Origin of the sequence: Winogradskyella sp. KYW1333, from assembly GCF_003335675.1 — a bacterium.
Taxonomy (GTDB): Bacteria; Bacteroidota; Bacteroidia; order Flavobacteriales; family Flavobacteriaceae; genus Winogradskyella.
In genome coordinates this window covers 110,555-134,975 of record NZ_QPHL01000016.1, presented here as the reverse complement: position 1 = coordinate 134,975, position 24,421 = coordinate 110,555, and the positions used below count along the sequence as shown (strand labels likewise).

Below are 24,421 nucleotides of genomic sequence, written 5' to 3'. Positions count from 1 at the left end.
AAAATAGCACATTGTAAGTGTTTCTCGTAGCTATTGTTAATAACCTTTAACAAGATTGGTATTGTTCTTGGCCTTTATAGTATTAACATTTAAAATATTCAAATTATGAATACTTCACGAGGACAATCTGCCACGGTCAACGCAGGTTCAATGGCAGACATTGCTTTTTTATTACTTATTTTCTTTTTAGTAACCACTACAATATCTGATGAAAAAGGAATTTTACAACAATTACCAGCAGAATGTCCTTCAGGAACAATTTGCAAAGCAGATATCGCGGAAAGGAATTTATTGAGAATTTATATAAATGCTGAAAATGAAATAATAGTAAAGAATGAAATTATCCTTATTGAGAAATTAAAATAATCCATAATTGAGTTTGTTGATAGTAACGGATCAGATTCATGTGGTTATTGTAACGTAAATAAGAGTGAACAATCTTCAGATCATCCCAAAGAGGCGGTCATATCTCTGAGCCATGATGCATCAACATCTAATGAAGCATTTGTAGCTGTACAAGATTAATTAACCAAAGCATACTTCCTTTGAAGAGAAAAATATGCTAAACGGTTTTTTTATAAAGCTCCAAACGAGTTGTCTAAAAATGAACTGTTTACAGTTTAAAAGGCCTACCCTTTCATTGTTTCAGAAGTTAAAATAATGCGTAAATAGTTAAAGTATGTTAAATTACTACTATGTAATGCAAAGTACTGTAACAAATTAATTTTTGTGTCGTCTATATTATGTAATCAATTAAAAACGAAAATCATGAGAACATTAGACAATAATCAATTAACTTGTACAATAAGAGGCACAAAAAGTCATACTTGGAACAACAAAAGACGTTACAGATAATAACGTAATTCATCAATCACTAAATCAAATAGTTATGAGAGCTTTATCAAAAATCGTCAATACATCTAACAGTTTAGATGATGACCTAGAAACTATCAAGTTATGAGAATTGAAACTAATCAAAGTCAATCAAAGTAAAAAGCCAGTTTATTTAATAAACGGGCTTTTATTTTATTATAAAATCTTTAAATTATTCCTTAATAATTTTTTGAACAAAACTACTGGTCGCAGTACTTAGTTTAATAAAGTAAATACCGGTACTTAATTCTGATAATGAAATTCTATTTAGCGTATTAATAGGTAATTTACCTACTTGAACATTTTGACCTAGAGCATTTACAACTTCGTAATCCAATACTTCACTAATGTTTTGTGTACGAATATTTAATTCGTCCTCAACTGGGTTTGGATAAATTGAAACATAATCTGCTAGTGAGTTATCATCAATACTAAGTGGATCCAATGCTTTAAATAAAACTGATTCGCTAGCTCCAAAATCACCTCCTGCTATTATTACATTTCCATCTCCATCCTCTAAACTATAAGAACCACTTCCAAATCCACAACAAATACCATCTCCATAGGAATCTAAAATAGTAAATGTATAACATTCATCAAATGCAGGAATTGAAATTGTCTCTTGATAAGTAGTGGCATTGGCATATGCTGCTCCTCCATTACTAATTAATACCCCTAAACTATTTCTCACCTCCCATGTAGTCTCACTTGCATAATTATCCGTAGTGATATCAAGAATGATGTCATTGGTTGAGTACTCTGGTGAAACTTCGAAGGCAAAAACAAAAGTGTTATTTGAGGTATTTTCATCTACAGTACTATTTGGATTTGTTACTTGAACAGTAAACGAATGACCACCAGGAGCTAAGCCAGGGTAGGTTGGATTAGCTATTACTTGACTTGCATCTGTAGCCAAATTACCAGTCCAATTAATTGTTGTTTCTGGCTCTGAATCTAAATGATATGTTACATCTGCGGATATTAAGTTTAAATTTCCTGGATTTATAAGTGTTACATCTGGAGAAAAATCTTCAGAACACAAAATCGCTTCATTACCACTACCGGCAGAAACTCTTGCGTCAATATCATAGGTTTCCAATGGAGGATATATTCCAACCTCTGTTGCTCCTGTATTCCCTGGATCTAACCAATCTCGTAATCTTGATGAGGCCGAACTACCAAAGTCCCAGGCCACACCAAAACGACCATAGATATCAAACCCTCCATTGTCGTTAGTGCCAGAACAAGCAGCGCTACCTCCGGATAATACACCTATCAACTCTCCATTCTCATTAAACAATCCTGATCCTGAAGATCCAGGTTCTGTAACACCTAAATCCCAATCAGCAATACGCCAAACCTGAGTTGTAGGATTTCCATTAAAATTGGTCTGAGTTCTAGTACCTCCTTGATCGTCTCTACAAACCTTTTGAATATCTCCACTTGGGTGATGTATTCCAAAATTCAAATTAGGAGTTTGTGTCGTTGAGTTATTCCAACCAGCCCAAACTACGTCAGGGTTATTATTAAAAAATGTTGGGTCAGTTATTTCAACTAATGCCATATCTGATTGTGAACTATTTGCTCTTAAAACTGCACCACTTACGGTTTGATTAAATGGGCCATTTGTGCTATTGGTAAACGTGCCACAAGAAGGGTTCGGACTTCTCCAGTTAAAACGAAAGGCCCAACTAGTTGAAAAACCACAGTGATTTGCAGTCATAAAATATGGTGTACCGTCATTACTCGTGTTATTCACCAATGTACCGGAACAAAAGCCTGTGTTTCCGGTTACAAGCATACCTGACGCCTTTTTAACGCTCTCTTTTACAGTATCGATATTATAAGAGTCAGTGCCTGGAGGTGTAATATCACAATCAACATCATGGTTACATGCACCAGAATCGTTAAGTGCCTTTTGGTACGTTTCTGCCGTTCTGTATCCATGGATTACAGAGCCTACTGTTAATTTTGCTTGACCTTTAATGTTTGCAGGTTGATGATACTCAATCCAAGCTCTATCTCCTTCTACCAACCAAGTACCTAACACTTCTTCAGGGTTGTTATTGTGATATGTAAAAGGTCTGATAATATCAGTTTTTTCATTGTTGTAGACATACAATTTGGCACCTTCAGGAATCCGAAAGACATCAAAGAAAAAGTTTAATGATAATGCTCCTTCAGATGTATAAGACATTCTCCATACCTTATCTCCATTAGGTAAAGTTGTCCATTTACCTACTTCATTGAAATTATGATCCACATAGAGTTCATGACCAAAGCGCCATGGTTTTGACTTGTCCTTATCATTAATTAAATCTTCATCTTGAATACTCTTCAAGTCAAATGATTGAAGTTTAAATGGTTTTGAACTTGAAGTAAATTCATTGGGCTGTTTCCAGCTTGGTGGCTTAACATCTTCCGGAATGATTTGACCGAATGAAAATGCTGAAACGCAAAGCACCAACAATAGTAGTTTGTTTTTCATTTTAGATAATTTTTTTAGTGTCCCCAATTTACCAATTTAATTGGAAAGCATTAAGATATTTTTAGCTTTTGTAGATTGTGACTATACAAAGCACTAAAAATTCCGATAAACTAATAAGCGACCAACTCCATTAAAACATCATTAAGCTTAGATTTAGCTAAATATTGATCTTCTAATTGTTGAGCAAACGGAATAGGTGTTTCCATACTTGCCAAGCGTTTAATTGGAGCATCTAAAAACTCAAAGCATTCCTCCATAATTAATGCCGAAATATCGCTCGCAATACCACCAAATAAAGAATCTTCTTGAAGAATGAGTACTTTACCTGTCTTTTTAACTGAATGTATTATTGATTCTATGTCTAGCGGCTGGAGAGTTCTTAAATCAATGAGATCAGCAGATATATCAGAATTAGCGTCAAGTGATTCAATAGCCCAATGCACACCAGCTCCATATGTAATTATACTTATATCATCACCATCTCTAACCTTAGAGACCTTACCAAATGGTAATGTATAGTAATCAGTTGGCACGTTTTGACGTATGCTTCTATATAATGCCTTATGCTCAAAGAACATTACCGGATTTGGATCATTAATTGCAGTTGCCATCAATCCTTTAGCATCATAAGGAAATGCTGGGTATACTACTTTGAGTCCAGGTGTTTTTGTAAACCAGGCTTCATTTGTCTGAGAATGAAAAGGACCTGCTCCTACACCAGCACCGCATGGCATACGTACAACAACATCAGCACTTTGTTCCCATCTATAATGTGATTTTGCCAAATAATTTACAATTGGATTAAACCCTGAAGTTACAAAGTCTGAAAACTGCATTTCTACAACTGCTTTCATGCCTGCAATAGACAATCCCATACCAGCTTCAACTATAGCAGATTCACAAATAGGTGTATTTCTAACTCGTTCTTTTCCAAATTGTTCAACAAAGCCTTCTGTAATTTTAAAAACACCACCATATTCAGCAATATCCTGTCCCATAATAACAAGATCTTTGTGCTTTTCCATTGATTGTTTTAATCCTTCTGAAATAGCATCAATCAATCTTAACTCATTTACTTTTTTGTTAGGTGTAATATCTTGATATTCAAATGATTTATAAACATCAATTAATTCATCACTTCTATTTGGAGTGATAGCTTCTTCAGCATAAGCTGACTCCAATGATCTATCTATATCAGCTTTTATTTCAGAGCTATACTGCTCTTCGATTTCTTGATTTAAAATCTTCTTACTAAACAAGTAACTTCGGAAATTTTCAATAGGATCTTTAGCTTCCCATTCTTTCATTAATTCATTCGGCACATACTTTGTACCACTCGCCTCTTCATGACCTCTTCTTCTAAATGTTTTAAATTCAATAAGGAGAGGTCTTGGACGCTTTCTTATACTTTCAGCTAATTTCTTAACCTTAGTATAAGTCTCAATTATATTATTACCATCTAATATAAAAGACTCCATGCCATAACCTTTACCTCTATCTGCTATATGTTTGCAACGGTATTGCTCATTTATTGGTGTTGATAATCCATAACCATTGTTTTCAATACAAAAAATTACAGGTAATTGCCAAACAGCAGCAACATTTAAAGCCTCATGAAAATCTCCCTCACTTGTACCGCCTTCACCTGTAAAAACCGCTGTAACTTGTCCGTTTTTTTTAAGAAGGTTAGCTAATGCTATACCATCAGCAACTCCTAATTGTGGACCTAAATGAGAAATCATTCCCACAATATTGTAATCTTGTGTTCCAAAATGAAAAGATCTATCGCGGCCTTTGGTAAAACCACTCGCTTTACCTTGCCACTGACAAAACAAACGATGTAATGGGATTTCACGTGTTGTAAAAACCCCTAAATTCCTGTGCATCGGAAGTATATACTCACTCGGTTTTAGGGCCATTGTTACTCCAACAGAAATAGCTTCTTGTCCAATGCCAGAGAACCATTTAGAAATTTTGCCTTGCCTAAGAAGAATTAACATCTTTTCTTCAATTAACCGTGGCCTCAGCATATTGTAATAAAGTCTCAGTAAAACTTTATCATTTAAATCCCTTTTATCGTAATTAATATTGCTCTTAGTTATGGTGGGCATAATGCATTTTAAAGATTATCTCAAATGTAAATAAATTTGATGCAACATTTATATAAACACCTTTAAATTGTAAATAAATCGGACCTAATAATTTAGTAGTATTTTCGTTAGATTTGTATATTGAATAAAAATAAAACACAATCTAATGGATAGAATACCTAGCGTAGATTTAATGGACTTCATTTCTAATGATCCTGAGCGAAAGCAAAAGTTTATAAATGAAATAGGAAAGGCGTACGAAGAAATTGGTTTTGTTGCTCTAAAAGGCCATTTTTTGGACGACAATTTGGTAGATAGACTTTACAATGAAGTAAAAACGTTCTTTAGTTTACCGGTTGAAACAAAAAAAAGATATGAAATTCCTGGAATTGGTGGCCAAAGAGGCTATGTCTCTTTTGGTAAAGAAAGTGCCAAGGGAAAGAAAGAAGGTGACTTAAAAGAATTCTGGCATTTTGGACAATATGTTGAGGATGATGAAGAAAGGAAAAAGGAATATCCGGATAATGTAGAAGTTAAAGAAGTTCCAGAATTTAATAAAGTGGGGAAAGAAGCTTATGAAATGCTTGAGAAAACTGCAAAGTATGTATTGCGCGCTTTAGCATTGCATTTAAATTTGGAAGAAACCTATTTTGACGAGTACATACATAACGGTAATTCTATATTAAGACCTATTCATTATCCACCAATTATTGAAGAACCTGAGAATGCCGTGCGAGCAGCCGCTCATGGTGATATAAATCTAATTACTTTATTAATGGGAGCACAAGGTCGAGGCCTTCAAGTACAAAGACATGATGGTGAGTGGATTGATGCTATTGCAGAACCAGATGAATTAATGATTAATGTTGGCGACATGCTCTCACGACATACAAACAATAGGTTAAAATCTACTATTCATAGAGTTGTAAATCCACCACGTGAACTTTGGGGAACTTCTAGATATTCAATACCTTTTTTTATGCACCCAATTAGTGAAATGAAATTAGATGTATTGGATAGTTGTGTTGACGAAAAGAATCATAAAAAATTCGATGATATTACTGCAGGTGAGTTTTTAAATGAAAGACTTGTTGAACTTGGCTTGATAAAGAAATAGAATGGATTTAAAAGATCAATTAAAAAATTTATTTCCTGATCACGTTGAAGTTCCTAATGAAAACCTGAACGAAAAAGAAAGTGGTGTTTGGATGCAAGATGATCCTATAATTTGCAAATACGAAAAAAGAAAAGGTAAACCAATAACAATTCTTGAAGGTTATACTGGTACAACTAATGATTTCAAGAAACTAGCAAAAGAGCTTAAATCTAAATTAAGTGTTGGAGGTAGTTTTAAGGATAACAAAATCATTATTCAAGGTGATTATAGAGATAAAATTATGTCCATGTTAAAAGAAAAAGGATTTAACGTTAAACGAGTTGGAGGTTAATTATTATGGGTAAAACTTGTTTGCATATTACTAATGGTAATATTCTAACTGATTATTTGAGAGAACTAGGCTTTAAAAATGATATACTAACCTGGCAAGAAATGCTTTGCGAAGGGCCAACTATACCAAAAATTGACTCAGAAGAGTTTTTCGAAATTAGAGCTGATTTTTTAAAGTCTTATTATGATATTGAAGTTGACACAAATGAACTTAAGGAAGAGTTATCAAAACTAGATGATGTTGAAAAGTACGATGAGATAAATCTCTGGTTTGAATATGATTTGTTTTGTCACATTAATTTAATTGGCGTCCTTAATCTTTTGCATCAAAAAGAAATAGAAAAACCACTATATTTAATTTGTAGCGGACGAGTCGAAGGAGAAAAAAGCCTAAAAGGATTAGGAGAACTTAATCCTGATCAAATAGAACGGCACTATAAAGACAAGGTATTATTAAGTCAAGATGACAAAGATTTAGCAATTGCCTTATGGCGAACATACTGTGGTAAAGATCACAATATTTTAAAACCGTATATAGTAACAAATTCTAACTTCAGATACATGAGTAATTGCCTAAAAGCTCATTTGAAGCGATATCCTCACCAAAAGAGTGGTTTAAGTGTTTTAGAAGATAATATCCTTAGGTTAATTAGAGACAACCAGATTAACTCAGAACATCATTTAATGGGTTATTGTTTAAATTATCAAGGTTTTTATGGATATGGTGATTTACAGATGAAGAGATTAATCGATAAACTATCCATATTTTTTGAGGTTTCTGAGGAAGGTATAAATCTAAACAGAAAAGGACATGAGGCGTTATTGAGAAGGTATAATTATGCAGTGGAAGTCAATAACGATATGAGTTATGGAGGTGTTAAAAGGTTAGAATACCAATTTAGTGTAGATCAAAATAAACTTGTAAAAACGGTATTGCATGTCAATTAAAAATTCCGAATTAATATTAAACCCAGATGGCAGTGTTTACCATCTAAATTTGAAACCAGATGATATTTCAGACACTATCATTTTTGTTGGTGATCAAGATAGAGTTGAGAAAATCACAAAACATTTTGACAGCATTGAGTTTAGTACTCAAAAACGTGAATTTAAAACACAGACTGGGTATTATAAAGACAGAAGGATTTCTGTAATTTCTACAGGTATTGGTCCAGATAATATTGATATAGTACTTAATGAGCTTGATGCATTAGTTAATATAGATTTAAAAACACGCAAACCAAAAACAGAATTAACCAGTCTAAATATTGTAAGAATTGGCACCTCAGGATCATTGCAGGCAGATATTCCTGTTGATTCCTTTATAATGAGCACCCATGGTTTAGATATAAACGGTATGCTTCATTTTTACCAAATTAATGGTATTAGCAATCCGGAAATTGAGGATGCCTTTATAAAACATACAAAATGGGATAAGAATAAAGCAAGACCAATTATTATTAATAATAGCAAGTACTTAGAAAAACACTTCAAAAGTGAAAAAGTTTTTATGGGTATGACCGGAACTGCTGGCGGTTTTTATGGCCCTCAAGGAAGAGTGCTTAGACTACCCTTATATGACGACCAACTCAATTCAAAACTAGATAACTTCAGTTATAAAGAATTTAGAATCACCAATTTTGAAATGGAAACCTCAGTTATTTATGGACTTTCCAAACTTTTAGGACATGAAGCCTTATCGCTTAATGCTATTATAGCAAATAGATCTAATGGTGATTTTAGTAAAAATCCTAAAAAAACAGTTGAGAAATTAATCTTATATGCCTTAGAACGCATCGTTAATATCTAATATGAAAAAAGTCAATATAGGAGGTGTTCCTGAACATTTCAATCTTGCATGGTACTTAACTTTAAAGAATGGTGAATACAAGAATGCGGGAATTAATTTAAGATGGCATGATTATTATAGTGGTACTGGCGCAATGTGCAAAGCTTTACGTTCTGGCGAAATTGACATAGCTGTTATCCTTACTGAGGGTATCATAAAAGATATAATTGCAGGCAACCCTTCTAAAATTGTTCAAACTTTCGTAAAAACTCCATTGATCTGGGGAATTCATGTGGCGAATAAATCAAAGTTTGAATCCTTGGAGGATATTAAGGGCTCTCGAGCTGCAATAAGCCGATATGGTTCGGGTTCACATCTTATGGCCTATATAAATGCCAAGAATAATAAATGGGACTTGAACAAAGATTTAAAGTTTGAAGTCATTAAAAATCTTGATGGTGCGGTTAAGGGTTTAACCGATGAAGAAGCAGATTATTTTATGTGGGAAAAATTTACCACAAAACCTTTAGTTGATAATGGAACATTTAGACGCATAGGCAATTGCCCTTCCCCTTGGCCATGTTTTGTTATTGCAGTGCGCAATGAATTTATCGAAAATCAAGAAGAAGCCCTGAGAAGAATTTTGAACATCATTAATATTTCAACTACTGATTTTAAATCTATACCAAGTATCGATAAAACCATTGCAAATAGGTACGATCAAAAACTGGAAGATGTACAAGAATGGTTATCTCTTACAGAATGGTCTCAAGAGGTTATTGATGAAAAAACCATAGAAAATGTTCAAGATGAACTCCTAAATTTGAACATAATTCCAAAAAAAGTGAAATATTCAGAATTAACTACTAATATTTAGCAATCTTCTATAAAAGACCCTTTAATTTTACGATAAGTTTAATATTTGTCGATAAAACGTTTGTTTTTTACGACTAAATACATTATTTTTTAATAATATATTTAGATTTTTCTTACAATATAACAGGCTAAAGTACAGATTATCCATTTTTTAATTATATTTACCAAGCCAACTATGTGCTATTAACAAAAAAAAACAGACTAATATGCTATTAACAATTACTCTGATTTTAAGTTTTCTGGTGGCGGTGAATTTTTTGCTTTTAATATTTAGTTGTAATAAATCAACAAAAAAAGTAAATAACAAAAAGCCACAAATAATAAGAAACGAGAAACCTACTTTAGTGACCACTCAATTGCAGACAGCCCAGCTTGCAGCAACAGGGAGTTAGTTGTACTAAATTGCTTATTACCAAACCAATACCCCCTATTTGCGCTTAGTGGAGACGGATGACCAGTTTCCAAAACAAAGTGGTTATTGGTATTGATTAATTTCTTTTTCTTGTTAGCATATCCGCCCCAAAGCATAAAGACTACATTTTCTTTATTATCGCTAATGATTTCAATTACCTTATCTGTAAAAGTCTCCCAACCCTTCTTTTGATGGCTCCCAGCTTGATTTGCTCTAACAGTTAATGTTGCATTTAATAAAAGAACACCCTGATCAGCCCATTTTTCAAGGTTTCCACTTACAGGATAATTAATGTTTAAATCGTCTTCTAATTCTTTAAGTATATTTTTTAATGAAGGTGGATGTTGTATACCGTCATTTACTGAAAAGCACAAGCCATTTGCTTGACCTATTCCATGATATGGGTCTTGCCCAATAATTACAACTTTTACAGCCTCGAATGAACAATGATTAAAAGCATTGAATATTTGTGATCCCTTAGGGAAGCAAGTATAATTTTTATACTCAGCTTTAACAAATTCTGCTAAACTCTTAAAATAAGATTTATCAAACTCTGCTTGCAAATATTGTTTCCAACTAGGACCTATTGAAACATTCATTTAAGTAGTTTTTTCAAAAATAAGCATATCATAGCAACCTTGCATATTATTCTTATTAGAGTAATTACCGTAAATTTGCGTTTTTAATTCTGAAACAGACATGATAAAAATTCATGAAAAAACCTTAAAAGACCTTGAGTTTTTTACGGTTTTAGAACAAATAAATGAATACGCTATCACCTCTTTAGGAAAAGAGGCTGTTTCATCTATTTTTCCCTTTGAAGTTGAAACTAAACTTAAGCGTGAGTTAGACTATGTCAATGAGTATTTATCTTCGTTTGATAATGACAATAGAATACCTAACCATGGTTTTGAGCCGATAACAAAGGAGATTCAGTTATTAAAAATTGAAAACACATATTTAGAAGTTCCTAGTTTACAAAAACTGGTAAGTATTTCTTTAACAGCAAACAGTATTGTGAAATTTTTAGATAAATTCAAAGAATACTATTCACAATTATATCAATATAGCCAACATATTGAATTAATTACAAGCATTATTGAACAGGTTGATGCAGTTGTGGATCGATTTGGTGATATTAAAGACAATGCATCTGCTCAATTATTAGAATTAAGAAAAGAAATAAATAAGTTAAAGGGTAAAATAAATAGCAGTTTTTCATCTGCACTTAACAGATATCACGGCCTAGAATATTTAGATGACATAAGAGAATCTGTAGTTGATAATAGACGGGTTCTCGCAGTTAAGGCCATGTATAGAAGGAAAGTTAAGGGTGCAATAATGGGTGGTAGTAAAACTGGTAGTATTGTCTATATAGAGCCTGAAACTACACTACAACATACAAGAGAACTAAATAATTTAGAATACGAAGAAAAGGAAGAGGTTATTAAAATACTGAAAGAATTGACAAATTATATTCGTTTGTTTCTTCCACTGTTGAATGATTACCAATCTTTTTTAACTAAAATAGATGTTATTTCTGCAAAGGCTAAATACGCAAAATCGATTAATGCCATTTTACCAGAAATTACGGATGCTCGTGAATTGAATCTTATTAATGCCTATCACCCACTGCTTTTTATAACAAACAAAGAAAAGGGTGAAAAAACATTCCCTCAATCTATAAGTTTAAGTAACGAAAAGAGAATTATAGTTATTTCAGGACCTAATGCTGGTGGTAAAAGTATAACCCTAAAAACCGTTGGCCTCTTACAAGTTATGCTTCAGAGTGGTATTTTAATTCCTGTTCATGAACGTAGTAAGGCTTATTTATTTGACAGAATTATAAGTGATATTGGAGATAATCAATCCATTGAAAACCATCTAAGCACTTATAGTTATCGCTTAAAACAAATGAATTACTTTTTAAAGAAGTGCAATTCTAAAACTCTTTTCTTAATTGACGAATTTGGTACTGGTAGTGATCCAGAATTAGGTGGTGCACTTGCTGAAACTTTTTTAGAGGTATTTTATGAACGAAAGTCCTTTGGTATAATCACCACCCACTACTCTAACCTAAAATTACTGGCAAACGAATTACCTCATATGCAAAATGCCAATATGCTTTTTAATGAAAAGAGTTTAGAACCCATGTACAAATTGGTAACAGGTCAAGCAGGTAGTTCATTTACATTTGAGGTTGCTCAAAAGAATGGTATTCCATATAGCCTTATAAATAAATCGAAAAAGAAGATTGAGCGTGGTAAGGTAAGATTTGATGCAACAATTGCGAAGCTACAAAAACAAAGAAGCCGATTAGAAAAGACAGAACAGTCTTTGAAGGCGTATGAAAAGAAGAAACTTTCTGAGGCCGAAAAACTAGAACTCACAAATGCCAAAATTCAAAAGAAACTAGAAAGTTTTCAAGAGCTTTATGATAGTAATCAACGCTTAATTTACTTAGGACAGAAAGTGAATGGCCTTGCCGAAAAGTTTCAGAACAATAAGAAGAAGCGCGAATTAATGGCAGAATTATTCCGGGTAGTACAGATTGAAAATTCTAAACGTAAAAAAATGTCTGCTAAACAGAAACGCGCTGAAAAAGCTGAGGAAAATCAGATAAAACAAGAGGCGGAGAAAAAGGTTAATATAATCCGTAAAAAGAAAAAAACTGCAAAAAAGAAAGAAGTTGTGTTTCAAAATCCAAAACCGATATTAAAAGTAGGAGATCGCGTCCGCATGCATGATGGTAGAGCCGTTGGTTCAATCGATACAATAGAAAAAAATAAAGCCACAGTAAACTATGGTTTATTCACTACAAACGTGAGTCTTGATTTACTAGAACTGGTTGAGGCCAATAAGAAATAATTACTAAGTTAGTGGTAACCTATATTGGCATTGTTTATTATTGTATTACCTTTACATCGTGATTAAGGAAGTTCCAAAATCTAAACAACTTATTCTTTTTGATGGTGTTTGCAACCTATGCAACAACAGTGTTTTGTATATTATAAAACGTGATAAAAAGGAAAAATTTTTATTTGCTCCACTACAGGGCGAAATTGGTAACAAAATCATAAACTATTTTAAAATAAATACTAAGAAAATAGATTCAATATTATTATATGATCCTATAACGGATAAAATATATTACAAATCTAATGCGGCACTTCGCATAGCAAATCAGTTGAACTACCCTACTAAATTACTATCTATATTCTATATTATTCCGACCGTTGTTAGAAATTGGGTATACAATTTTATTGCAAAAAACAGATATAAATGGTTTGGAAAAAAAGACGCTTGCATTATACCTAATCCAGAATTGCAGGCCAAATTTATAAAATAAAAAAAAGCCTTTTTAGCTTCCATTCTAAAAGGCTTTTCTAATTAACAACTTACTTAAAACTATTTCGTTTAAACAAATTTTAAATTTTGTTGAATGAGGGAAATAACAAAAAATTAATAGCACATTAGTTTTGTTACATCAAAAATAGAGTATCTAGTTTCAATGATTAAAAAAAATCGATGTATTGTCAAATCTTTTGATTAAAAAATTATAATGGTTAAAAACTTCTATGAGTTACACATTGTCATTTCTGTTTCACTAATTCCATACTCAGTTTTACTAAATCTAATTCAATACATACATGTTTGATTTTTTAATTTATAAAACCCAATTAAATTAAATCTAAGCTTTCAAGCAAATGTTTAGAGCTTATTAATGTTGCGAACCTCAAAGTATGAAAATATTGATTCGACCCTAGCTTCTGTTAGTTAGAAATGAGTTGAATTCTAATTGGAGACATGTCTAACTTGCTATTAGTATCATTGAAGATGATGGACTGAGAAACCTCTAGCTTTGAGGTTTTAAATTAGGTTAAATTTTGGAAGCTATTTTAAACTTTTAAGAATGAAATCTAAATTAGGATCCATGTTATCATTATTTGCAAAGCCATCCGTAAAATATTTAGACTGAACAGCCAATCCTAAATCTTGTAGTTTTACAATAGTTGGTATATACTCTTGACTTACTTTACCAGTTAAAAGTATTCCTAAGTCCTGCCCTTTTTTAGCATACTTATATACATTTCTAATACCACGCAAATAAAGGTGGTCCTTTGTAAAACCTCCTCCTCTATGAACCCTTAATGTTATAACAAAAGCTTTATCTCTATTGAGCTTATGTTGGCTGTGCAATAAATGGAATGTGTCTGAAAAACTGTAACCTTTATGCAAGCTATCTACAGCTATAACCCTAAATGCAAGTTCCTTTAACCGTTCAATAGTTAGGCAACCACTCATGAATTCTGAATATACAGCGAGACCTTCTTGAGTCTCTACATTATTTGGGAATCCATTTGAAAATACTTTTAAGGGCTGTATTAAACCATTAAATGTAGTAACCATATGCACACCAATCTCATGATTTGTAAGTACCTTGAGTTGATTTAAACTAAAATTGTGGCTCTTTCTCAATACTAGTGTTTGCGTATTATTAAGTACCATTGCTGCCGCAGAGATATTATTGGATATTTTAATATTATAATTAAAATCATAACGTTTAGAAAACTCATCGAAATATTCTCTAGCCTCTTCAGAATTATACATTGGAAGCATTTCCTCATTAAAATCGGAATCATCAAAACGCAGAATGAATTTAGCATTATCCAAATCTTTCTCGGTCGGTGTGCCGAAACTTTTGAGACTGTTAAAATAAAACTTTCTACCATGCCCAATGGTTTGTATACATTCTATTAAACCAGAATACTCATATATGATATCTTCATATAATTGTCTTATGTCAAGATCTGTTATACGCTCTAATCGTTGAGAAAAGAATAGCCGATGCAACTTATATCCATTAAATCTTATCTTAGGATATTTAAACTCTGGTTCATACTTATACTTTGAAGAAAAAAACTTCTTCTTTTCAGAGGCAATATTTAATGGATTGATGTAATTGAGCAGTTCAATATTCCTAACCAGTCGATTTAGATTTGCGTCTATATCAAATAAATCTTGGTATTCGTCTGTAGTCTTTATTTTAGACATTTACTTTAAATGTGTTGTGGAAAGCTTCAGCATGCTTGGGCAAAAGTGTTCTTAATTGATTCTCAACTGCATTAACTACTTCAGGATAAATTATCTGATCTAATTCTTCACAGTAAACTTTTGCAATTTCAGTCGCCAAAACTAAGGTATTCTTAAAGTTTTTGGTAATGAATTTTAAAAAATATCCATTGCCATAAAAAGTATTGTTTTCTGCTGCTGTTTGCTTAATACCATGAGGTAGTTTTATACTTTCCAACATTTGTCTCCAAGATTCAACTTGGTCTCCAAACCTTTCATTGTCAATATTTGAGGTTCCTAGGTTCCAAGTTGGCACTTCCCTATCCCAGCGTTTCCAGTTATAGCTATGCATATCATAAACTATACATGAACCAAATTTGGTTTCAATTTTATCGATTAAAGCTTCTACAACCTTATAAAAGTTATTGTGTTTCTTAAGGCTGTTGGCTTTTTCCTCATCTGATAATGGTACTCTCCAAAGCTCTTTACCCCAAGCGGTTTCAAAAACTGCTTCTTCAGGTGGACGGTTTAGGTCGTATTCAAATCTAGAATCACATCCTGCGATTAATATAGGGTGTGATATGACCATATTTTTAGTCTCAGGATCCTCCTCATACCATCTCTCATATTCAGTATGCAAACAATTGTCCCAAAGCGAACGTCTAAACTGGTGTCCATCATGCACAGCACCACAGACATATGGCACATAGCTATCTATCTTTAATGTTAATGAATAATCACTTGAAACAGCATGAAATAATTCCTCTGTTTCTATTTTAGTAATAATAGAATCTATAGAAAGTTGTTGCATCATAATGTATTAAATAATCGTTCTAATGATTTTAGTAGGTTGCGCTCATTAATATTAAATTCTCCATCAGCAAAAAACAAAGTTCTAATATCTGCTAGAAGCACTTGAATATCTTCACTTTCATAATTATGTTGGCGTAGGCTTGTCATTATTTTTTGAATCCCTTGATAATCATTATCATTATTAAATTCATCATGAATTTCTTGAAAGGTGTTCATGTCTACTTTAGAAATAATAATATTACGTTCCTTATTATCTTCTTTAAAGTCTGAATTGGCGGCAAAAAGTAAAATGTAGGCTACAAGTTCATCTCTTGTCCAGTCAAGTGTTTTCATTATTTATTTGTTAGAGTTCCATATTCTGCCCATGAACCATCATAGACAGCAAGGTTATTATAATTACATAGTTTGGCTGCTAAGGCGAGTATACAAGCCGTAATTCCCGAACCACAACTAAATACTAACTTAGATTCTTTCTTTACTAATTTATTAAAGATTGTTGAAAGTTCCTTTACTGGTTTCAATTTATTGTTATCGAAGAGCTCTGTGTATGGCAAATTTATAGAATTTGGTATAGTGCCACGTCTCAAACCTGCTCTAGGTTCATCAACCAAACAATCAAATCTATCTTTTGATCTAGCATCTATAATTAGTGTTTGCGAATCATCAATAAATGATTGAAGATCCAAAAAATTAGTCATTAATTCTGGCTGATAAATTGCTGAGAAATCACCAGTAACCATTGCTGTTTGATCAAAATTGTCCAGTTTAAAATTGTTCGCTTTCCATTCTGGTAAACCACCATCTAATACCACAATATTGTTAAATCCAAATGTCTTAAAAAGCCACCAGGCCCTTGCAGAAGAGTAAATGCCTCTATCGTCATAAACAACAATTACCGAATCATTATTAATGCCTAAGACCTGAGCTTCACTTTCAAATTGGCTTTCATTTGGCAACGTACTTGGAAATTGAGCATTAAGATTACTAAATTTTCCTTTGATATCAAAAAATCTTGCATTTGGTATACATAGAGAGTCGTCATCTATTTTCTTATTAATTGTAGCATCTAGAATAACCAGATTTTCCAGTTGTAAATTATAATGTAGCCAATTAATTGAGACTAAATTAGATACAAGTATAAAAGACTTGTTCATCAATTTAAATATTATGCCTCATCAACTGCTTTACGCAATCTAGTTCGTCTATCGAAGGCTTGTAATTTATCAATTACTTTGCTTTCAAGAAAATCAATAACCTTCTCCTCTACTTTGCGTTTGTTTTTATATACCTTATTGATATAAGTAATTCCACCTGGTGACATCACATTCACTTCAACTAGTTTACCACCAATTACATCAATACCTACAAAATAAAGACCGTCCTTGACCAATTTTGGTCCTATTTGCTTACAGAGTGCTTTTTCTGCTTTTGTTAACGTATGTTTTTGTACGGATCCACCTGCAGAGACATTAGAACGATGATCATCCTTGCCGGGAACGCGCCTCATTGCACCTACTGGGTCACCATTTAAAAGCAGAATTCTAACATCACCTTGATCTGCACCTTCGATATAATCTTGCAGAATTACGTAGTTAGACTCACCTTCACCTGTTGTTATATAAAAATCCAATAACGAATTAATATTACTCATTGCAGATTTTTCTATTAGAATTACTCCAGATCCACCAAAACCATTTAATGGCTTAAGAATCATCTTATCTGCTTTAGAATCTTTTATTTGCTTGATTAAATAATCCTTATTCTTTGAGACATGTGTATTAGGGATAATATTGCTATGTGCATCACCAAAGGCTGCTGTATAAAGTTTATTATTAGCTTCTCGCATACCTTGAAGTGAATTTATAATAAACACATCGTCCTTTACAGAATCAAGAAAATTCAACATAATTGGGTCCAAAGGTGGGTTGGCCCTAAAGAATATAGCATCAAATCCTGCAAGCGGTAACATCTCTTCTCGCAATTCAGCTTTTCTATAAAAGGCTTTTAATGTAGAGGGTACTTTATCCATACGCCCAATAACCGTGCAAAACGCATTAGTAACACTATCTCTTATGGTTAAATTAGCTGGTGTACACATGGCTACACCATGTTTGCGTCTTACACATTCCCTAATAAGAGCTAAACTGGTGTCGTTTTCAGCATCTATATTTTCCCAAGGGTACATTATAAAACAGATGTTCATGTACTATGATTTTAACTGATTATTTAGATATTTAAATTTAGTGACTTTTAATAAGCCAATAAAATTATTTTACTTCGTTATAATGGTCATCCCATTCTTTTGGTTGTGGCTTACCTAATTTACCTACAGATTTAGCCACTAGCATTGATACTGTAGCGTCTCCTGTAACATTAATTACAGTTCTGCACATATCTAATGGTCTGTCTACAGCAAAAATTAATGCTAAACCAATTGCCAGTTTATCTGCAGGAAATCCTACAGCTTCAAGAACAATGACGAGCATAACCATACCAGCCCCTGGTACTGCAGCACTACCAATTGAAGCTAATAACGCTGTAAGAACAATTATTAACTGGTCTGCAAAAGTTAAATCAAAACCTAATGCCTGTGCTATAAAAACAGTTGCAACTGCCTGATATAAACTAGTACCATCCATATTTATAGTTGCTCCTACAGGCAGCACAAAACTCGATACTTCTTTATCAACTCCAATATGTTCCTCTACACGTTCCATTGTAACTGGTAAAGTAGCGGCACTACTGCTCGTAGAAAATGCCAAAAGTTGAGCAGGACTTATTTTTTGCAAAAACCAAATTGGATTTTTCCGAGTTATTGTTGCAACCAAGATTAAATAGAAAATAACCATTAAAATAAGCCCAACAACTACAACCAAAGAATAATATAATAATGCATAAAGTAATTCTGGATCACCGGATGACACTACTACATTTGCCAACAACGCGAATACAGCTATGGGTGCTGTTAGCATTATCAGATCTACCATTTTAAGAACAACATCGTTTAGAGAATCAAATATGTCCTTCAATGGTTTGGCTTTTTCTTCACCAATCAAAAGCATTGATATCCCTAGAAATATGGCAAAAAATATGACCTGAAGCATTAATTTATTATTGCTTAACGCCATAAAAATATTTTCAGGTACCATATCCACTAAAAACTGCATTGGTCCACTGTCTTTTTGCCTTATAGCCTCAGTGATCTTTCCTTGCACACTACTATCATTAGCATAAGTTTCAGTCAATTTTGCAATGGTCTCATCCGAAACACCGTCACCAGGTTGTAAAACATTTACCAATAATAATCCAATGGTAATGGCCACAACCGTTGTGGCAACATATATACCTATTGTTCGGAGTCCGATATTGGCAAATTTTGAAATATCCTTAAGATCAGAAATTCCTTTAATCAAAGATGCCAAGATTAATGGGATTGCGATAAGTTTCAACAGCTTTACAAAGATTGTACCAGCCCAGTTAATCCATTTATCCACAAATTCAGCTCCTCCATCTACTTGAAGCATTATAAATCCAAATACTACACCAAGTAGCATTCCTATTAGTATTTTCCAATGTAGAGCAAGTTTTTTCATAAGTTATTTGTCCTCAATTATATAAAAAATTGGATGCGTTCGCGAGTTCTTTAATTGTTAGTTTCTTGCCTTCTTAAAAGCAAATAATCCGCAATTACCAGAGCTGCCATTGCTTCTACAATAGGTACAGCCCTTGGTACTACACAAGGATCATGTCTTCCTTTACCTTGCATTTCAACTGATTCTCCAGAACTATTTATGGTTTCTTGTTTTTGAAGCGTTGTTGCAACTGGCTTAAATGCTACATTAAAATAAATGTCCATACCGTTACTAATACCGCCTTGTACACCTCCGGATCTGTTAGTTTGAGTGCTTCCATCTTCATTAAATTTATCATTATGAACACTTCCCAACATTTTAGAACCTTCGAAACCGCTACCATATTCAAAACCTTTCACAGCATTTATAGAGAGCATAGCTTTTCCTAATTCTGCATGCAATTTATCAAAAACAGGCTCGCCCAAACCAGCTGGTACATTTTGTATAACACAAGTAATAACACCACCAATGGTATCGCCTTGTTTTTTAACTTCATTGATGCGGTTAATCATAACCTCAGCCATGGTCTCGTCTGGACACCTTAACACATTAGACTCTATTTTACCTAAGTCTAAGTCTTGATATGTTTTGTCTAAGCTAATATGACCAACTGCAGATGTATATGCGTGTATTTTAATAGAACTCAATAGTTGCTTCGCAATGGCACCAGCGACTACTCTACTTGCAGTTTCACGTGCAGAACTTCGTCCACCACCTCTGTAATCTCTTACGCCATATTTTTTATCATAGGTATAGTCTGCATGACTTGGACGATATACATCTTTAATATGTGAATAATCCTTAGATTTTTGATTTGTATTTTTGATTACAAATCCAATTGGCGTACCTGTCGTAACACCCTCAAAAATTCCTGAATAGAAATCAACAGTATCAGGTTCTTTACGCTGAGTTACAATTTTTGATTGACCTGGTTTACGTCGATCTAATTCATTTTGAACTGCCTCTAAGTCTAGTTGAATACCTGCCGGACAACCATCAATTATACCACCTATTGCTACGCCATGAGATTCACCAAATGTGGTGAGTTTAAATAGTTTTCCGAAGGAATTTCCTGCCATTAAAAATATTTTTACGCTAAGGTAAATGTAATATTATAGAAACAAAAAAAATTGTTCTAAATTTGAAACTATATGACTTTAAAATTATGAAGAATACTACCTTGTTTTGTCTTATTGTTTTCTTGTTCAACTCTTGTTCCACAGACGATTCAACAAGCAATAATCAAATTAATAGCGCCGTTGATTATTTTCCAAATGAAATAGGTAACATCTGGAATTATAATGTTGAAAATATTAGCCAAAGCAATCCAGAGCTAAATACAAATACAGTAGATGTGGTCAGTATCGAATCTTCAAATGAAAGTTCATTTAGCTTGGATGTAAACAATGGAGAGATCGCAAACGGAACTACCAATTCAATTTTTAGTAACGGTACGTTTCTGGTAAACACTGAAACACTAATATTTAATGGTGATTTGTCATTATTGTCGAGCTTAGAGATTTTTCAAGATTTTGAAATTGCATTTACTGATTTTGTTGTCTACGACATTAATGCCACTTTAAATACTGAATTATACTTTTCTGAAGATACTATTGAGCAAGAAGTTGATTTAGGAGAACAGGTTATACCATTCTTATTGGAATACAACTTGTCAAATACACACATAACATACTTAAATTCATTGAATGTAAATGAATTTGAGTACAACGACATTATTCAAACTGAAATTAAACTAAACTTATCTGTTTCTGCAGTCTTCGACTTAGGAATTCCAATTACACAAAGTATCTTAAATACACAAGATGTTTTGGTTATCAATAATTATTATGCAAAGGATGTAGGCTTAATAAAGTCAGTGGCCATCCAAGAATTTACACTAAATCCAACTTTTATTACATTATTGAATACGTTAGGCATTGATATTGATTTTCCAACATCACTTGAAGTTGAAAACACACAAAATCTTGATAGTTATTTCTAAAATTTTAAACTAGCGCTTCTTTCAGAATTGTGATGGGATGTTTTGCCACAACTCCTGTCCCATCCTTTATTTGATGTCTACAACTTGTGCCATTAGCAACAATTATAGTATTTGCAGAAACCTTTCTTACGGCAGGAAACAAGGTTTGTTCCCCAATTTGCATACTAACGTTATACTTATCCTTCTCGAAGCCAAAACTTCCAGCCATACCACAACAACCACTTGGTATTATTGAAACTGAGTAATTTTCTGGAAGACTTAAAATATCAAAACTTGATTTTTGATTGGTCTGAGCTTTCTGATGGCAATGTCCGTGAAACTTCAACTCTACTTTATTAGCGGTAAACTGTTCTTTGGTTATATTACCCTCTTTAATTTCATTTTGGATAAATTCTTCAATCAAATACGTGCAATTTGCCAATTGCTTAGCATCACGTTTATCATCTGCTAATCTTAAATATTCGTCCTTAAATGATAATATAGCTGAAGGCTCTAAGCCTATTAAGGGTGTATCTTCTGAAACTAAAGGTTTAAGATGAGAAATATTTTTATTCACTATCGATTTTGCCTCTTCTAAAAAACCTTTAGACATATAAGTTCTTCCACTTTCTAAATTATTGATTATATGCACTTTGTAATTTAATGATTCAAGTAAATATTTAGCATCAAAAGCAATCTCTGATTCTAGGTAATTTATAAACTCATCAACAAATAAATAAAGAGTTTTTATGGGCTTAACATCTATTGATTTGGAATTATTAAAATTGATCTTCATTGGTCTTGAAAAATGTGGAATTGAACGCTCTGGATGAATCCCCAAAGTCAATTTCACGATTTTAGAAACAAATTTGGTATTGATTAAGGCATTAAAAAACCAAGGTGCCTTTGCTCCTATTTTATTATACTTTGTTGCCTTAGCAAAAAATCGGTCTTTAAATTTAAAACCGTTGGCTTTTTGAAAATGGTATTGAAATTCTGCCTTTAAACTTGCTACATCAACACTGCTTGGGCATTCACTTGCACATGCCTTACAGCTTAAACAAAGACTAAACACCTCTTTAAGCTCCTCGTGATTGAATTTATTGGGTTTTGTAGAATGTGTTAAGAATTCACGCAGGGCATTGGCTCTTGCGCGAGTTGTATCTTTTTCGTTGCGTGTTGCTCTATAGCTAGGACACATGGCACCACCAAATTCAGGTAGTTTACGGCAATCACCTGACCCATTACATTTTTCAGCCTCTCGTAAAATACCTTGAGCACTGGAAAAATCTAAAACCGTTTTAATTTCAGGTTCTGTTCTATCTGACTGATATCTCAGATTTTTATCCATAGGATAAGCGTTTACAATCTTACCTGGATTAAAGATGTTATTAGGATCGAAAGTAGATTTAATTCTTTTCAGAATCTCATAGTTTTTCTCACCAATCATGAGTGGAATAAACTCTGCTCTTACAATACCATCACCATGTTCACCAGACATTGAACCCTTATAGCGTTTTACAAGCTTTGCTACATCTTCAGTAATCTTTCTAAATAGCACTACATCTTCTGATTTCTTTAAATCTAATATGGGTCTTAGATGGAGTTCACCAGCACCAGCATGAGCATAATACACAGCTTTTTGGTTGTGTTTAACCATCAATGCAGTAAATTCGGAAATGTAATTGTCTAAATCCGTTAAAGCCACTGCGGTGTCTTCTATACAAGCCACAGCCTTTTTGTCACCAATTATATTTCCCAGTAATCCTAAACCTGCTTTTCTTAATTCTATGGCTTTATCAATAGCATCATCCTTCAACACAGGATTGGCATAGCTAAGATTTAAACGATCTACGGATTCCAAAAATTCGTTAACTATGGCATTTAATTCATTTTCGGAGTTGGCTTTTAGTTCGCACATGAGTATGGCAACTGGATCCCCTTCAATAAAACGTCTATTCTCCTGCTGGGTTTTATTGTGCTTGGTTAAATTTAGAATGGAATCGTCCATCATTTCGCAGGTATACAAGTCGTGCTGCATCAATGACTCAACAGATTTGAGACATTTTTCAATACTTTCAAAATGAAGTGCAACCATGGCGTTTTTAGTTGGTGGCAAATCATCGAGTTGTAAAGTAATTTCAGTAGTAAAAGCCAATGTGCCTTCGCTACCCGCTAGAAGTTGGCACAAATTTAGCTCAGTACTTTCGGGATTAGAGGAGTCGAATACATTAGAATTTATCAGCTCATCAATGGCATAACCTGTATTTCTTCTATGGATTTGAGGCTTTGGGAATTGTGACTGTATTTCTTTTTGAACTTCATCTCTTTTCAGCGTCTCAAAAATATTACGGTAAATATCTCCTTCAAGCGTTTTTAATTCTAGCTTATTTTTGAATTCGTTCTTTGATAAGGCTTTAAATTCAACATCGCTACTATCACCTAAAATCGTTTTTAAGCTAATTACCTTATCTCTTGTAACACCATATTGTATTGAGGTTGTACCAGAGGAGTTATTACCTACCATACCTCCTATCATACATCGATTAGATGTAGATGTGTTAGGGCCAAAAAAGAGTCCAAAAGGTTTTAAATAATTATTAAGCTCATCTCTAACCACTCCAGGCTGTACAGTTGCTGTCTTTGCTTTTTCATTAATATCAATTATTCGGGTAAAATATTTAGACACATCTACCACAATACCATCGCCTACACATTGGCCAGCTAATGAAGTGCCCGCGGTTCTCGGTATTAATGATGTATCGTTTTTTTGCGCAAAATCAATTAGAAGTTTTATATCATACTTGTCTTTTGGTAAGGCCACAGCTAGTGGTAACTTCCGGTAAACTGAAGCATCTGTCGCATAGAGTTTACGCATTAAATCATCAAAATACAATTCTCCCTTAAGGTTTAATTTTAATTGATTTAATAATGGTTTTAGCTTCAT

The 24,421-nt window shown here is 33.2% G+C and carries 20 protein-coding genes; 9 read left to right on the top strand and 11 right to left on the bottom strand.

Features of this window, described 5'->3' with window-relative positions:
- Nucleotides 1-105 precede the first annotated feature (105 nt).
- Nucleotides 106-366 carry a biopolymer transporter ExbD gene (locus DUZ96_RS13115; protein WP_258774349.1) on the top strand — a complete coding sequence of 87 codons (261 nt, stop codon included), beginning with the start codon at nt 106-108 and terminating at the stop codon, nt 364-366.
- A gap of 679 nt (nt 367-1,045) precedes the next feature.
- On the opposite strand, the gene DUZ96_RS08215 is transcribed toward DUZ96_RS13115, so the two are convergent.
- On the bottom strand, nt 1,046-3,361 hold the full coding sequence (locus DUZ96_RS08215) for a T9SS type A sorting domain-containing protein (protein ID WP_114301461.1): 2,316 nt from the start codon (nt 3,359-3,361) through the stop codon (nt 1,046-1,048).
- A 110-nt stretch (nt 3,362-3,471) separates the two neighbouring features.
- Nucleotides 3,472-5,472: a thiamine pyrophosphate-dependent enzyme gene (locus DUZ96_RS08210; RefSeq protein ID WP_114301460.1), complete on the bottom strand. Its 2,001-nt coding sequence runs from the start codon at nt 5,470-5,472 to the stop codon at nt 3,472-3,474.
- A gap of 145 nt (nt 5,473-5,617) precedes the next feature.
- Here DUZ96_RS08210 and DUZ96_RS08205 point away from each other — a divergent pair, with 145 nt between their 5' ends.
- The 5 genes from DUZ96_RS08205 to DUZ96_RS08185 are packed head-to-tail and all read left to right on the top strand — an operon-like array spanning nt 5,618 to nt 9,564.
- Complete coding sequence (locus tag DUZ96_RS08205; RefSeq protein WP_114301459.1) at nt 5,618-6,568, top strand: isopenicillin N synthase family oxygenase; 951 nt, start codon at nt 5,618-5,620, stop codon at nt 6,566-6,568.
- Nucleotide 6,569: 1 nt separating this feature from the next.
- Complete coding sequence (locus DUZ96_RS08200) at nt 6,570-6,899, top strand: translation initiation factor (protein ID WP_114301458.1); 330 nt, start codon at nt 6,570-6,572, stop codon at nt 6,897-6,899.
- A gap of 5 nt (nt 6,900-6,904) precedes the next feature.
- A complete protein-coding gene (locus DUZ96_RS08195) occupies nt 6,905-7,846 on the top strand; it encodes a DUF1835 domain-containing protein (RefSeq protein ID WP_114301457.1) in 942 nt (313 codons plus the stop codon).
- Complete coding sequence (locus DUZ96_RS08190) at nt 7,836-8,708, top strand: nucleoside phosphorylase (protein WP_114301456.1); 873 nt, start codon at nt 7,836-7,838, stop codon at nt 8,706-8,708. Before DUZ96_RS08195 ends, DUZ96_RS08190 begins: the two co-directional genes overlap by 11 nt.
- A gap of 1 nt (nt 8,709) precedes the next feature.
- Nucleotides 8,710-9,564, top strand: a complete 855-nt coding sequence (locus DUZ96_RS08185; RefSeq protein ID WP_114301455.1) for a substrate-binding domain-containing protein — start codon at nt 8,710-8,712, stop codon at nt 9,562-9,564.
- A 335-nt stretch (nt 9,565-9,899) separates the two neighbouring features.
- Here the strand turns inward: DUZ96_RS08185 and DUZ96_RS08180 are convergent, their stop codons facing one another.
- The gene (locus tag DUZ96_RS08180) at nt 9,900-10,574 is read right to left on the bottom strand and encodes a uracil-DNA glycosylase (RefSeq protein WP_114301454.1); all 675 of its coding nucleotides are present in this window, start codon (nt 10,572-10,574) and stop codon (nt 9,900-9,902) included.
- Nucleotides 10,575-10,674: 100 nt separating this feature from the next.
- Between DUZ96_RS08180 and DUZ96_RS08175 the strand changes: the two genes are divergently transcribed.
- Nucleotides 10,675-12,843: an endonuclease MutS2 gene (locus DUZ96_RS08175; RefSeq protein ID WP_114301453.1), complete on the top strand. Its 2,169-nt coding sequence runs from the start codon at nt 10,675-10,677 to the stop codon at nt 12,841-12,843.
- 58 nt (nt 12,844-12,901) lie between these two features.
- Complete coding sequence (locus DUZ96_RS08170) at nt 12,902-13,324, top strand: thiol-disulfide oxidoreductase DCC family protein (protein WP_114301452.1); 423 nt, start codon at nt 12,902-12,904, stop codon at nt 13,322-13,324.
- A 545-nt stretch (nt 13,325-13,869) separates the two neighbouring features.
- Here DUZ96_RS08170 and DUZ96_RS08165 read toward each other — a convergent pair.
- The 7 genes from DUZ96_RS08165 to aroC form a co-directional block, all read right to left on the bottom strand.
- Entirely contained in the window at nt 13,870-15,030 is a 1,161-nt protein-coding gene (locus DUZ96_RS08165) for a flavohemoglobin expression-modulating QEGLA motif protein (protein ID WP_114301451.1), read from the bottom strand.
- Nucleotides 15,023-15,859: an N-formylglutamate amidohydrolase gene (locus DUZ96_RS08160; RefSeq protein WP_114301754.1), complete on the bottom strand. Its 837-nt coding sequence runs from the start codon at nt 15,857-15,859 to the stop codon at nt 15,023-15,025. The genes DUZ96_RS08165 and DUZ96_RS08160 overlap by 8 nt, the downstream gene beginning before the upstream one ends.
- Nucleotides 15,859-16,194 carry a TerB family tellurite resistance protein gene (locus DUZ96_RS08155; protein WP_114301450.1) on the bottom strand — a complete coding sequence of 112 codons (336 nt, stop codon included), beginning with the start codon at nt 16,192-16,194 and terminating at the stop codon, nt 15,859-15,861. Before DUZ96_RS08155 ends, DUZ96_RS08160 begins: the two co-directional genes overlap by 1 nt.
- On the bottom strand, nt 16,194-17,015 hold the full coding sequence (locus DUZ96_RS08150) for a sulfurtransferase (protein WP_114301449.1): 822 nt from the start codon (nt 17,013-17,015) through the stop codon (nt 16,194-16,196). Before DUZ96_RS08150 ends, DUZ96_RS08155 begins: the two co-directional genes overlap by 1 nt.
- Before the next feature lie 11 nt (nt 17,016-17,026).
- Nucleotides 17,027-18,064 carry a glutathione synthase gene (gene gshB / locus DUZ96_RS08145; protein WP_114301448.1) on the bottom strand — a complete coding sequence of 346 codons (1,038 nt, stop codon included), beginning with the start codon at nt 18,062-18,064 and terminating at the stop codon, nt 17,027-17,029.
- Nucleotides 18,065-18,128: 64 nt separating this feature from the next.
- The gene (locus tag DUZ96_RS08140) at nt 18,129-19,454 is read right to left on the bottom strand and encodes a dicarboxylate/amino acid:cation symporter (protein WP_114301447.1); all 1,326 of its coding nucleotides are present in this window, start codon (nt 19,452-19,454) and stop codon (nt 18,129-18,131) included.
- A 50-nt stretch (nt 19,455-19,504) separates the two neighbouring features.
- On the bottom strand, nt 19,505-20,572 hold the full coding sequence (gene aroC / locus DUZ96_RS08135) for a chorismate synthase (RefSeq protein WP_114301446.1): 1,068 nt from the start codon (nt 20,570-20,572) through the stop codon (nt 19,505-19,507).
- 86 nt (nt 20,573-20,658) lie between these two features.
- On the opposite strand from aroC, the gene DUZ96_RS08130 reads away from it, so the two are divergent.
- Nucleotides 20,659-21,495, top strand: coding sequence for a hypothetical protein (locus DUZ96_RS08130; RefSeq protein WP_114301445.1), 837 nt, complete (start codon nt 20,659-20,661; stop codon nt 21,493-21,495).
- A gap of 4 nt (nt 21,496-21,499) precedes the next feature.
- Here DUZ96_RS08130 and DUZ96_RS08125 read toward each other — a convergent pair whose 3' ends face one another.
- Nucleotides 21,500-24,421: an FAD-binding and (Fe-S)-binding domain-containing protein gene (locus tag DUZ96_RS08125; protein WP_114301444.1), complete on the bottom strand. Its 2,922-nt coding sequence runs from the start codon at nt 24,419-24,421 to the stop codon at nt 21,500-21,502.